Origin of the sequence: Flavobacterium chryseum (assembly GCF_004362015.1) — a bacterium.
Classification (GTDB): Bacteria; Bacteroidota; Bacteroidia; order Flavobacteriales; family Flavobacteriaceae; genus Flavobacterium.
In genome coordinates this window covers 169,126-181,856 of sequence record NZ_SNWW01000007.1, presented here as the reverse complement: position 1 = coordinate 181,856, position 12,731 = coordinate 169,126, and the positions used below count along the sequence as shown (strand labels likewise).

The 12,731-nt window shown below is 32.4% G+C and carries 13 protein-coding genes; 3 read left to right on the top strand and 10 right to left on the bottom strand.

Translation table 11 applies throughout. The features are described from left to right. Window positions 1–89: 89 nt before the first annotated feature. Together EV143_RS14670 and EV143_RS14665 are read right to left on the bottom strand one after the other, a co-directional pair. On the bottom strand, window positions 90–854 hold the full coding sequence (locus EV143_RS14670) for a TIGR02757 family protein (protein WP_166638161.1): 765 nt from the start codon (window positions 852–854) through the stop codon (window positions 90–92). Between the two features lie 20 nt (window positions 855–874). Then, entirely contained in the window at window positions 875–1,540 is a 666-nt protein-coding gene (locus EV143_RS14665; RefSeq protein WP_133508693.1) for an ABC transporter ATP-binding protein, read from the bottom strand. 229 nt (window positions 1,541–1,769) lie between these two features. Here EV143_RS14665 and EV143_RS14660 point away from each other — a divergent pair, with 229 nt between their 5' ends. Continuing rightward, window positions 1,770–2,066 carry a hypothetical protein gene (locus EV143_RS14660; protein ID WP_133508692.1) on the top strand — a complete coding sequence of 99 codons (297 nt, stop codon included), beginning with the start codon at window positions 1,770–1,772 and terminating at the stop codon, window positions 2,064–2,066. Here the strand turns inward: EV143_RS14660 and EV143_RS14655 are convergent. The 6 genes from EV143_RS14655 to EV143_RS14630 all read right to left on the bottom strand — a co-directional run bounded on the left by EV143_RS14655 (window position 2,063) and on the right by EV143_RS14630 (window position 7,027). Next, window positions 2,063–2,365 (bottom strand): DUF6787 family protein, encoded by a 303-nt coding sequence (locus tag EV143_RS14655; RefSeq protein ID WP_133508691.1) that lies wholly within the window; start codon window positions 2,363–2,365, stop codon window positions 2,063–2,065. The genes EV143_RS14660 and EV143_RS14655 overlap by 4 nt on opposite strands. A gap of 32 nt (window positions 2,366–2,397) precedes the next feature. Next, window positions 2,398–2,832: a DUF6146 family protein gene (locus tag EV143_RS14650; protein WP_133508690.1), complete on the bottom strand. Its 435-nt coding sequence runs from the start codon at window positions 2,830–2,832 to the stop codon at window positions 2,398–2,400. Between the two features lie 203 nt (window positions 2,833–3,035). Further along, a complete protein-coding gene (locus EV143_RS14645; RefSeq protein WP_133508689.1) occupies window positions 3,036–3,599 on the bottom strand; it encodes a DUF937 domain-containing protein in 564 nt (187 codons plus the stop codon). Between the two features lie 106 nt (window positions 3,600–3,705). Further along, window positions 3,706–4,656 carry a D-2-hydroxyacid dehydrogenase gene (locus EV143_RS14640; RefSeq protein WP_133508688.1) on the bottom strand — a complete coding sequence of 317 codons (951 nt, stop codon included), beginning with the start codon at window positions 4,654–4,656 and terminating at the stop codon, window positions 3,706–3,708. A 133-nt stretch (window positions 4,657–4,789) separates the two neighbouring features. Beyond that, window positions 4,790–5,860: a 3-phosphoserine/phosphohydroxythreonine transaminase gene (gene serC, locus EV143_RS14635; protein WP_133508687.1), complete on the bottom strand. Its 1,071-nt coding sequence runs from the start codon at window positions 5,858–5,860 to the stop codon at window positions 4,790–4,792. 93 nt (window positions 5,861–5,953) lie between these two features. Beyond that, complete coding sequence (locus tag EV143_RS14630) at window positions 5,954–7,027, bottom strand: acyl-CoA reductase (protein WP_133508686.1); 1,074 nt, start codon at window positions 7,025–7,027, stop codon at window positions 5,954–5,956. 139 nt (window positions 7,028–7,166) lie between these two features. Here EV143_RS14630 and EV143_RS14625 point away from each other — a divergent pair, with 139 nt between their 5' ends. After that, window positions 7,167–7,517: a 4Fe-4S dicluster domain-containing protein gene (locus EV143_RS14625; protein ID WP_133508685.1), complete on the top strand. Its 351-nt coding sequence runs from the start codon at window positions 7,167–7,169 to the stop codon at window positions 7,515–7,517. 160 nt (window positions 7,518–7,677) lie between these two features. Continuing rightward, entirely contained in the window at window positions 7,678–8,844 is a 1,167-nt protein-coding gene (locus EV143_RS14620; protein ID WP_133508684.1) for a hypothetical protein, read from the top strand. Between the two features lie 51 nt (window positions 8,845–8,895). Here EV143_RS14620 and EV143_RS14615 read toward each other — a convergent pair whose 3' ends face one another. Together EV143_RS14615 and EV143_RS14610 are read right to left on the bottom strand one after the other, a co-directional pair. Next, on the bottom strand, window positions 8,896–9,642 hold the full coding sequence (locus tag EV143_RS14615) for a class I SAM-dependent DNA methyltransferase (protein WP_133508683.1): 747 nt from the start codon (window positions 9,640–9,642) through the stop codon (window positions 8,896–8,898). 81 nt (window positions 9,643–9,723) lie between these two features. After that, window positions 9,724–12,477, bottom strand: a complete 2,754-nt coding sequence (locus EV143_RS14610) for a TonB-dependent receptor (protein ID WP_133508682.1) — start codon at window positions 12,475–12,477, stop codon at window positions 9,724–9,726. Window positions 12,478–12,731: the final 254 nt, after the last annotated feature.

The following is a 12,731-nucleotide window of genomic DNA, read 5'->3' as shown; positions in this document are numbered from 1 at the left end:
TGTGCAAATGTACGTTAAAATGATGGTTAGAGCACTAAATTTTTCGAATCATCTAATAATCGAGTCATCTAACATTCTAATTTTCAAACTCAAAACCCTTCAAAAACACCTAAACCAAAAAGAGCAAAATCGTATTTTACAGGATCATTTACATCCATTTCGCGAAGTTTCAGATCTAATTCTGCCAAAGCTTTTGCATCATTTTGTTTTCTGGTAAGAATGCCAAGTTTTCGGGCAACGTTTCCGGAATGAACGTCAAGCGGGCAAGATAACGCAGCTGGTGGAATGGTTTTCCAGATTCCCAGATCAACGCCTTTTGTATCCTGACGAACCATCCAGCGCAAATACATGTTAATTCTTTTTGCTGCAGAATTGTTTAAAGGATCAGAAATATGTTTTTGAGTTCGGGGTAAATGCTCTATTTCGAAGAATATTTTTTTGAATTCGTGTATGCTTTTTTGCAAACTATCTTGTTCCTGATGTTTTGCAAAAACGTTTTCTAAACCGCCGTGATTTTTATAAATGTGCTGTAACCCTTTTATAAATCCGCCAAAATCTTTCCCGTTGAAAGTTCTGTGTACAAAATTTTCGAGGCGTTCTAGATCTTCATCAGAATGTGACATGATGAAATCATAAGGTGTATTACCCATTAATTCCATCATTTGATGCGAGTTTTTTATAATCATTTTACGATTTCCCCACGCGATTGTAGCACTCAGAAAACCGGCAATTTCGATGTCTTCTTTTTGGGAAAATAAATGCGGAATCTGCACAGGATCGCTTTCGATAAAATCCTGATTATTATATTGAATTACTTTTTCGTCGAGAAATTCTTTGAGTTCTTTTTGATTCATGCTTAAAATGAAGTTCGCTCCTAATTACTAATCTGACCATCGACCATTACTAGTTTTCGGTCAGCCATATTGGCGAGTTCTTCGTTGTGGGTTACAATTACAAATGTTTGTCCGAATTCGTTGCGAAGCTGGAAAAATAGCTGGTGTAAATTTTCGGCAGATTGAGTGTCAAGATTTCCTGAAGGCTCATCGGCAAAAATAACGTCAGGTTTGTTGATTAAGGCTCTTGCAACGGCCACGCGTTGTTGTTCTCCACCCGAAAGTTCGTTTGGTTTATGATTGATTCGGTGTGATAATCCTAAATATTCTAAAAGTCTTTTGGCCTCTTTTTCAGTTTCAGCTTTAGATTTATTGGCTAAATAAGCCGGTATGCAAACATTTTCTAAGGCTGTAAATTCTGGTAATAACTGGTGAAATTGAAAAATAAATCCCAGATTTAGGTTTCTGAATTTTGATAACGATTTGTCATTAAAACCCAATATATTTTCCCCGTTTATGATTAATGAAGTTTCAGTTTGAGATTTTGAAGGTTTGTCTAAAGTTCCTAAAATTTGCAATAAGGTCGTTTTTCCTGCACCTGAAGCACCAACTATTGAAACAATTTCTCCTTTTTTTATATGTAAATCAACTCCTTTTAAAACTTCAAGTTTATCGTAGAATTTATGTATGTTTTTTGCTTGTATCATTTATGAAACTGTTTTTACAAAGAAACAAAGATTCTGCCGATATTGAAATGTATTGTAACAGAATTTTAGGAACAATAATTGATTAGCTTAATTGAAAATGACAAATGTAAACTTGAGAATCGATTTCAGTTTTAATATTTAAATGGGAATTTAGAAAGAAATTAGGCTCTTGAAATAAGTAATTTTGATGATTTATTTTTAAATTCGAATAATCTCTAAATATAAAAAAATGCAAGATCTTGAAGTAGTAAAAGATGACAGAATAAGAAAGCTTATTTTAGGTTTGCTTTTTGACGGGATAGGAATGCTTTCGTTTACAATTCCGTTTTTGGGAGAGTTTTCAGATGTGATCTGGGCACCAATCGCTGCTTTTATAATGAGCAGAATGTACAAAGGGCGAGTAGGAAAGGTAGCGAGTATTTTGACTTTTGTTGAAGAAATAATTCCGTTTACTGATATTATTCCTTCTTTTACTATAACCTGGATTTATACGTATTTCTTTCAAAGGGAAAAGAAAGAAATTTAGTTTTTAAACAGAAATCCTAGTCCCATACTTTTGAGCATTTTCTTTTCGAAATTCCAAAAGAAACGAAATTGTCCAAAAACAGTTCCAATTAAGACCAATAAAACCTGATAAATAGGAAAAATTATAATAAGTCTAATTAGCGTAAACCATCCGCCAAAATCTTCTTTGGTAATTCCTAACCAAACACAAAAAGGTTTAGAAAGCCAGGCAGATGCTGATCCTGTGATAGCAAAAACGATAAATATAATGATAAGTTGAAAATTTGAGGTAATGCCCCAACGTTGTTTTAATCTATTCATTTTTATTTGTAATGATTACAAATATAACAACATTATCTTGATGGAACATATCCCCAAAGCTTTTGTTTATAAGTATTTTGAAAATAAATCATGTAGTTGTAAATAAGGTAATTTACCTCGTATCCGTAATGGATGTTTGGCTGATAATCAATTCTCATTTCATATAAATTTGGACTAAAACGCATTGGTTGTAAAACCCGATTATTCCATTCTGTTACATACAGATAATTTTTACTTTCAAGAAAAGATAGTGAATGATAATTTCTGGGGTATGATCTTGAAGCTAACCAGTAACTAAAGCCATTGTCGATAATTATAACTTCATATTCTAAAGAATCATTTGCAATTCGAACAGTATCATTTACAGCAACATTTTGTTTCACAGCTGTGTCAACAGTCTTTTGTTGAGACGTTGAACACGCAATTATGGTAAACAAAATAATTAGTATGTAAATGGTATTTTTCATCAGATTGAAATTTCAACCTTAAATTTACAAAAAAATCAGATAGAAGTTTTAAAAATTAACAGTTTTAAAAAGAGGTGCTAAGTTTCTAAGGTTCTAAGACGCTAAGTTTTTATTAATACGAGAAAAAGCTGTTTGCTTTTGCAAACAGCTTTAGATATGTTTTAAAACCTTAGCGTCTTAGAAACTTAGAAACTCAGAAGCTTTTATTTACTTCCAAACAATTTACCAATAAAACCAGCGATTCCGCCTTTGGTTTTGGCAACTACCATAATATCAGCAACATCTAGTTTTCCATCTGTGTTTTGGTCTAAACCAAATTGCGTTCCGTATTTAGAAATAGTATCCATTATGCTTGAAGCTTGTCCGCTGTTGCCGGAAATAGAGCTGATAATATCCGAAATCTGGAAACTATTATCATTTGGGTCTTTTGCTTTATTAACTAAAGAACTCAATATTTGTGGAATTAAACTTGCTGCTACTCCTGAAGATGCGTCACTGCTTAATCCAAATTTTTCACCAAGATTTCCTGATAATTGTTGAGTCAATTTTTGTACAACAGGATTAGAACTGTCAATAGAAGAATTTCCATTAAACAAACCTGCCAATTGTTCTGTGCCACCTTCTGAAGCAATTTTTTTTAATCCGTCAAAAATCGAATTGCTTGCTTCGTTCATTACGCCTTCATTGTGCTCATTTGGAACATCATCGTTGTTTACAACAGCAGTATTTCCGTACTGTTGTACTAATTGTGTTAATTGTTCAAACATGACTTTGATTTTTTAGAATTAGAGAGATCAAATTTACTAAAAAAAGAAAGAGATTTACTAATTAATATTAATAAATCTCTTACAAATTATGTTTGATAATTGATGACTAGCCTAGTAATGCAATGATTTGTGAAGCTAATTCAGTACCAATTCTATCTTGTGCTTCTCCGGTTGCTGCTCCAATGTGTGGAGTCAACGAAATTTTTGGGTGCATTAAGATTGTCATTTCCGGTTTTGGTTCGCTTTCAAAAACATCTAATCCTGCAAAAGCAACTTTTCCAGAATCAAGAGCTTTTATTAAAGCAACTTCGTCGATTACACCACCACGAGCACAGTTTACGATTCCAACACCATCTTTCAAGAGTGCAAATTCTTTTTCTCCAATGATATATCCATCCTGGGCAGGAACGTGTAATGTAATGAAATCAGCTTCTTTAAATAAAGATTCTAATGATTGAGAAACCACTGTTGTAGTGATTGACTGACCATCAAAAAACTCCACTTTAATATCTACTGAAGGAATAAAACTATCTGCAGCGATAACTTTCATACCTAAACCAAGCGCCATTTTTGCAGTTGCCTGACCGATACGACCGATACCAACAATTCCTAATGTTTTTCCTCTTAATTCAATTCCGTTTGCATATGCTTTTTTCAAACCGTCAAAGTTTGAATCTCCTTCAAGAGGCATATTTCTGTTAGAATCATGTAAAAAACGAACACCTGAGAATAAGTGTGCAAATACTAGTTCAGCAACAGACTCTGATGATGAAGCTGGTGTATTAATTACATGAATTCCTTTGCTTTTTGCGTAATCAACATCGATATTATCCATACCAACACCACCACGACCAATGATTTTTAATCCTGGGCAAGCATCAATAATATCTTTACGAACTTTAGTCGCGCTACGCACTAAAACTACGCTTACGTTGTTTTCGTTTACAAAATTAGCAACTTGTTCCTGAGCTACTTTTGTAGTTATAACTTCAAATCCACCTTTTTCTAAAGCTAGAATTCCACTTTTTGAAATTCCGTCATTGGCTAATACTTTCATTTTTTTTGTGATATTTAAAGATTGAAAAATTTAATAATTAAAATATTCAATCTGATTTTTTTGAATAAAGAAATATCGATGATTTAGTATAGAAATAAATCTTTAAATCTTTAAATCATTTAATATTTAATTTTTAAATTTTTGTTTCCAAAGCTTTCATTACATCAACTAAAACCTGAACACTTTCGATAGGCATAGCGTTGTAAATAGAAGCTCTGTAACCACCAACAGAACGGTGACCCGGCAATCCAGAAATTCCTGCAGCTTTCCATAAACCATCAAAAGTTTCGGTATGATCTGCATTGTTTAGCAAGAAAGTAACATTCATGATAGAACGATCCTCTACTGCAGCGGCACCTTTAAATAAAGGGTTTCTGTCAATTTCAGCGTAAAGCAATTCTGCTTTTGCGTCGTTTAGTTTTTGAACTGCTGCAACTCCGCCTTTTGCTTTAATCCATTGTAAAGTTAATAACGAAACATACACAGCAAAAACAGGCGGTGTATTGTACATACTTTCTGCTTTGATATGTTTTGCATAATCAAGCATACTTGGAATTGTTCTTCCTGTTTTTTCTAAAATTTCTTCTTTAACCACTACCAAAGTAGTTCCTGCTGGTCCCATATTTTTTTGAGCTCCGGCATATATTAAATCAAATTTTGAGAAATCTAAATTGCGTGAAAAAATATCAGAACTCATATCGCAAACAACAGGTACATTTGTTGCTGGAAAATCTTTCATTTGAGTTCCAAAAATAGTATTGTTACTGGTGCAGTGAAAATAATCTGCATCACTTGGTATTGTGTATCCTTTCGGGATATGGTTGTAATTTTCTTCTTTTGAAGAAGCTACAACAACAGTTTCTCCAAAATACTTAGCTTCTTTTATGGCCGCAGTTGCCCAGGTTCCGGAATCTAAATAAGCTGCTTTTCCGTTTTCTTTCATCAAGTTGTAAGGAGCCATTAAGAATGCTGTACTGGCACCACCTTGTAAAAATAAGGCTTGGTATCCTTTTCCTTCAAGTCCTAACAATTCTAAAGCAAGCGAACGAGCCTCATCCATAACAGCAACGAAATCTTTGCTTCGGTGCGAAATTTCAAGAATAGAAAGTCCTGAATCATTAAAATTTAAAATTGCTTTTGATGCCTTCTCAAAAACTTCCTGAGGTAAAATACTTGGTCCTGCGCTGTAGTTGTGTTTTTTCATGGTTGTTGTTAATAGTCGAAAATTTTAAAGACGCAAATTTCGGCAATAGGAGCTGAAAAAGCGATAAATTATTCGAAATAATTAAACATATTTTTACTTTGTTGTTAACAAAAACGTTATAGTATCCACGTTATCTGCATAATCCCACAATTGCGGATTTTGCGTTTGTCCGAACGGAATACTATTTTGTATCAAATCATTGCTTACAATGCATTGAATTTGCTCTGCATCAGCTTCAAGACGAGTTTTTAAGTCTTCAATGTTTTCATAAAATTCATAGAAAACACTCGAAATAGGCGAGGCGTAGCTTGGATCTTCTTTTAAAGTTAAAAAGCCATTATCTAATAACTTGAAATTACTCATTAAGAAAACTGCCTTGTTATAATCGTAATTATTAGCATATTTTTCATAATGAATAACGTCCTGATATTTAAAAATAGCCTCGAAAAAAGCCACAAATGAATATCCTTTGGGTACAAAAAGTTTCGATACATTACGGCATCCTAATCCAAAATATCGGAAAATATCTTCGCCCAGAGCTTGTAAATCTTCAACTGTTTCATTTCCGTTTAAAACAGCAACCGAATTTCTGTTTTTTCGAATGATGGAAGGTTTTTCTTTAAAATAGTATTCAAAATATCGTGCTGTATTATTGCTTCCGGTAGCTATTACAGTATCAAAGTTTTCCAATTTTCCTTCCACGAAAGTGATTTTATCTTTTAAACTTTCATCAACAAAAATTAAATATTTAGCTAAAAATGGTAATAAATGCTGATCGTTTGAAGAGGTTTTTATTAAGGCTTTATTTCCGGTAATTAAAACCGACAAAAAATCATGAAAACCAACCAAAGGAATATTTCCGGCTAAAATTAAAGCTACATTTTTTTCTTTTTTATCATTCTGAGCAAATTCAGCAGTATATTGAGAAAGCCATTTATCAATGTTTTGTTCTGTCAGCGCATCTGCCCAGGATTTTATTGCAAAATATACTTGTTCAGGTGTATACCATCCATTATGAGACTGCGAAAGCTGAATGAGTTTTATAAAATCATCAAAAAACAAATCATTGCCTAAAACTGATTCATTTCGTGTATTTGCTGTTTCAGAAAATTGACTTAAAAATTTTCCTAATTCAACAAAAACACTTTTTTTTGTTTCTATTGTCATATTGTTTGCTTATGAATTGTTTTGATTGTAATTTTGCACAAAAATAAGCATAAATAAGTCGAAAGTCAAAAGTCAAAAGCTAAGATGTCTTTTTTTGACTTTACAACTTTAAGACTTTAACCCTAAGACTAAAAAAGCAATGGCAATAATTATAACTGACGAATGCATAAACTGTGGGGCTTGTGAACCAGAATGCCCAAATACAGCAATTTATGAAGGAGCTGATGATTGGAGATATAAGGATGGAACCAGCCTTTCAGGAAAAGTAATTTTACCGGACGGAACTGAGGTTGATGCAGATGATGCTCAAACACCGGTTTCTGACGAAGTATATTACATCGTTCCTGGAAAATGTACAGAATGTAAAGGATTCCACGATGAACCTCAATGCGCTGCTGTATGTCCGGTTGATTGTTGCGTACCAGATGAAAATCACGTAGAAAGTGAAGAAACCTTGTTGAACAGACAGGCGTTTTTGCATGGTGAATAACTATAATTTATATGTATAAAGAGAAATCCTGAGTTTAACGCTCAGGATTTTTTTTGCCAATTTTAGTTTTTATTAATAAAAATTTTGGTATTTAAGGTTTTATTTTTGTTAATTTGATTAAAATTTTAACACTTTGTTTGATAATTTTAATAATAGTCCTATGAAGAGATTTATAATTTTACTCCTAATATTCATAAATACCACTGTTTTTGCCCAAGAAACTGAATATTCTATTGTAGTAAAAGATATAGAAACACAACTGCCAATAGAAAATGCAACCGTTGTTATATTAAAAACGAAGCAAATTTTATTGAGCAACCAAGAAGGAAAAGTAACTTTTATGTTAAGTGGAGGATCGAATGTACAGATTTCTGAAACTAATTATGAAAATGTTACACTTCGCTGGTTAACTTTAAAGGAAGGTGAATTTGTTGTTTACTTGAAAAATAAAGACAATAAACTTGACGAAATTGTTTTATCGAAAGAGAATCCTCAAAAAATACTTCAAAAAATTGTTTCTAATTCAGCACAAAAACTGGCGATGCCTTATCGATTGAAAGTTTATGTGAGGGAATTTTTTATGCTTGATAATAAATATTCGTATTATAATGACGGACTTGTTAACTTTCAATTTAATGTCAGTCAAAAGAAAGTAAGTACAACATTACTGGTAGAACAAAATAGATCTTACGGCTTAATTGAAGAGGATGTAAGTGCCGATTTAAAAGGCTATAATTTGAATGATTTAATGGAAAATTATTCCAATTTGAAGTATTTCGATCCTATTTTAGATTCGAATGCAAAAAAAGAATTTGATTTTATTACGAAAGGGCATCCGAGTAATAAAGATTTGTATATACTGACAGTAACGCCTCTGGATAAATCTAAGAAAGCAATTGATAACTATGAAATTGTATATGATCCGGAAAAGAAATTAATTATAGAATTTAGTATAGTTGTAACGCCGGGAACAGTTGCTGAAATCGAAGAAAATAAATTAATAGGTGCTAAAAACATTACCAGATCTTTGGTAAAAGTAAGTTACAGGGTTGAAGATGAAGATTATTATTTGTTGAGTTCAAATGAAGAAATAGCTTATGATCTTGTTATGAAAGATAAAGCAGTTAAAAATATTCAGGTTAGAAATAGTTTTATTACCACAAATTTCAGCAAACAAAAATTTACCTATAGTGAAAGTGATGTGTTTAAAGAGAAAACGCTATTTAATAAAAAGAATAAAATCTTAACGAACTACTGGAATATCTCCGGTTTTACAGCTACTGATGAAGAAAAAACATTAATTGAAGGACTAGAATTTAAAATGTAATTTAAAGATTAAAATATAAAAAAATCCTGAATATCAATATTCAGGATTTTTTTATGCTATTTTTTTTGCCACGATAACGTAGGTATCATAAGCATAGGTTTTACGGTCGATAGTTTTGATTATTTCAAAATTATTCAGATACAAAAAAAGCTGAATTTCATTGAGCGTAAAAACACGAACGGTCGAGAAATCATTTTCAATTACTTCCTTTTCTCCATTTATAATTGTGTAGTATTGAGCCGTCCATTCGAGCATAAAATTTTCTAAGGAATTGTTAGTATCCCAATGACTTTCTCTTTTATAATTGATGTTCTGAAACTCCGCTTCATGAATTATTGAAGGATTTTCTTTTGTAAAAGGAATAAACCGATTAGCATCAATAAAATCAAAAATCAGAACTCCGTTTTCATTTAGATTTTTATAAATAGATTCAAAAGTTCTATTTACGTCATCATTGGTAATTAGGTAACTTGTAGATCTTCCGGTGATTAAAATAGAATCTACAGGTTTATCGAGTTTAAAATCACGCATATCGCCTTGAATGAAAGAGCAGTTTTTGTTGCGTTCTTTGGCAATTGCAATCATATCGTCGCTGTAATCAAGCCCTTGATAATTTTGATTGTTTTCTGCGAATCGTTTTGCGAGATTTCCTGTTCCGCTTCCTATTTCCAAAGTACTAGAACTCTTATTTTCCTGAATCAGATTATTATAAAAAGCATATTCTTCGTCATAATTGACGAAAGATTGATACATCGCATCGTAAATTGCGGCCATTTTGCCATCATATAAATTTGCCATAATGATCGGTTTTTAATTATAAAATTATAAAAAAAGGGCTGTCATAAGACAACCCTTTTGATTTATTTAAACAAGTTGAACTTAGAATTTATAATTTACAGATAAGTTAAACATAGTTCCTAATTGGCTAAAATGTGAACCATCATAGGTCATTCTGGAATAACGTTGATTAAATGTAATTAAGTTAGATTGTGCTTTAACTTGTGCAGGATCTGCTAATAATGCAGCTCCAGCTTCATTTTCAGCTACAAATTTCCATTCTGGTAAAATGTTAAACAAGTTGTTCACATTTAGTGCGATTGTTAATTTTTCAGTAGCATTAAAATTAACGCCTAAATCAGTAACAATTTTAGCAAGGAATTCTGTTTTAAGATTAGCTGAATCATCACGTTCTGTTTCAGTAGATCCAGGAATTCTTACCAGTTTTCCATCAGCATCTCTTACTTCATTAGAAACTAAACCATCCTGATTAAAAGTAGATTCTCCGAAATAAGTATTATTAAGAGAAAAACCAAATTTACCAATTTCATAGTTTATTCCTAAAATCCATTTTGTTTTAGGTCTTGATGTAAATGTTAGTGAGTTTAAGATATCGCTGAATGAACTATTATTTTTAATTCCAGAAATTCTTTCATTTTCAAAAGTGATATTTCCTGATAGATTAAAGCCTAATTTACCTTCTCCTATACCAATATTATTGTATCCGGTAACAACATCCAATCCAGAAGTTCTTGAATCGAAGGCATTAGAAAAATAGGCAACTTCACCAATTACTTCTCCAGTTGTAGGTAAAACTTCATATTGTCTGTCTCCTAATGTTACTCTGTCTTCTATTTTAATATTGTAATAATCAACAGTTATGTTGAAATTTTTAAAAGGTTTTGCTCCAAGACCAACTGTTATACTTGTTGATTTTTCTGGCTGTAATTGAGAAACACCCAGTTTACGTGCCTGAGGTGAAACATTGTTGATGATTCCGCTTACTTGAATTCCTTCTCCTGGAACAAAAGAATATTGTGATTTTTGAGTATAAATCTGGTGTAATGTTGGCGCTCTGAAACCTGTTGAAACAGATCCTCTAAACGTAATTTTATCATCAAGGAATTTATATCTTGTACTTGCTTTCCAAACTGTTGCTCCACCAAAATCACTGTATTCTTCGTGACGAACAGTTCCGTTTAGTAAAAAGTCTTTTGTAATGTCAAAAGCAACATCTAAATAAACCCCTACGTTATAACGGTTCCATTTTCCTGAGTTTTCGGGTAAATTTCCAGCAAAAGAATCTGCTCCGGCTCCATCCCAAGATGCCTGATCACCTTGCATAACAGAGAAAGACTCTGATCTAAACTCAGAACCAAATCCTATACTGATTTGATCAGATACAATCTTAGAAATATCGATATTTCCAACAACATGATTAAAAGAAGTTCCTCCCGGTTTAAACGAAATCGGGCTATTTTCTCTGTAAGTTTCATTTCCGTCTGCGTCAAGAATGCTAGATCTGTTTACAGAATTATTAACGGTATACGTTTGTTTGTTTCCTCCAACAGTAACACTGGCATCAGTATTCCATCCGTTTTTTACGCTTTTAAAACCTAATGTTGCATTATAATCAGATAAATCTCCTTCAAAAGTAGGTCCATATCCATCATATGAAGGATTTGCGGCATCACCATTTCCAAACAAATCATTTAGATAAGGATCGCCTGATAAAGGTCTCCAATAAGGTGTTCTGAAATTCGCAAATGAGTTTACCTTTTTGTACACATAAGCAGCATTATAATATAAGTCAGTATTATCACTAATAGTATTTCCACCATTAATTAAGAATTTTGCAGCTGCAGTTTCTGGTGAACCATTAACGTTTCTGGCATCAGGATGTCTGGCAAGAAATTCCTGAACATCTGCAATATCAGCACCAAAATCTCCAGCATCACCCTCAGCATCAACAGTTCCCGGTCTGTTTGCTAAATTTACTTTAGAAAAATCTATAGTATAATTCAAAAAGCCTTTTTCGCCAACTGTTGTACCATTATTTAAACTAACACCCAGCATTTCTCCATCTCCTTCAGAAGTAATTCCACTTCTTAAAGTTACAGATCCATCTGTGTTGTTTTTCTTTAAAATGATGTTCATAACTCCGGCAATTGCATCAGAACCGTATTGAGCAGAAGCTCCGTCACGAAGAATCTCAACTCTTTCGATAGCGTCTGTTGGAATCGCAGAAATATCTGCACCCGTTTCTCCACGTCCCGGAGAAGTTTGTACATAAAGTAAAGAACTTAAGTTTTTACGTTTACCATTAATAAGAATTAAAGTTCTGCTTGGTCCTAAGTTTCTAATTTCGTACGGATCCAGTAATGAAGTTGCGTCATTTACAGGAGTTTGTACCGTATTAAAAGACGGAATCTTGTACTGCAAAGCCTTATCAAATGTAGCTTGTCCTGTAGAAGTTAAATCTTTAGAAGATATTACATCAATAGGTAATGGAGTAGTAGTATTACTTCTTTGGGCAGTTCTTGATCCAGTTACGACTACTTCATCAAGATTTTGACCTCCTTCTTCAGATAAAGAAACGTCTATTTGAGAAGAATCTGCTAATCTTGTAACACTGCTGTAACCTAAATATGTAAAAACTAATGAAGCACCTTCTTTTACGGTAATTTTGTAAGATCCATCTATATCGGTAGAAACACCGTTATTAGTTCCCTTTTCAATAATGTTGACACCAGGTAGGGGATTTCCTGTATTGTCTTTTACTACACCCGAAACTTGCTTTTGAGCAAAAATAAAGAGGGTGTTAAATAGAAAAAATAAAATTGCAATTCTTTTCATGTTAAAACTAGTTTTGGTTAAAAATTTTGTATGTGGTTTGTTAAATATTGTGATAAAATTAGCATTATTTAACAAAAGATTACAATAAAGTTGAATTTTTTTTAGGAAAAGTACTAAAAAAGTATATATCGTCATTTTTTGTACACTTAAGAGCTATTAAATCTTATATTTGCAAAATTTTAGGGGCAAAATGTATCATTTTGGCAAAATAAAATTATAAGAAAAAAAAGATCATAATTCGATCGGTTAAAACG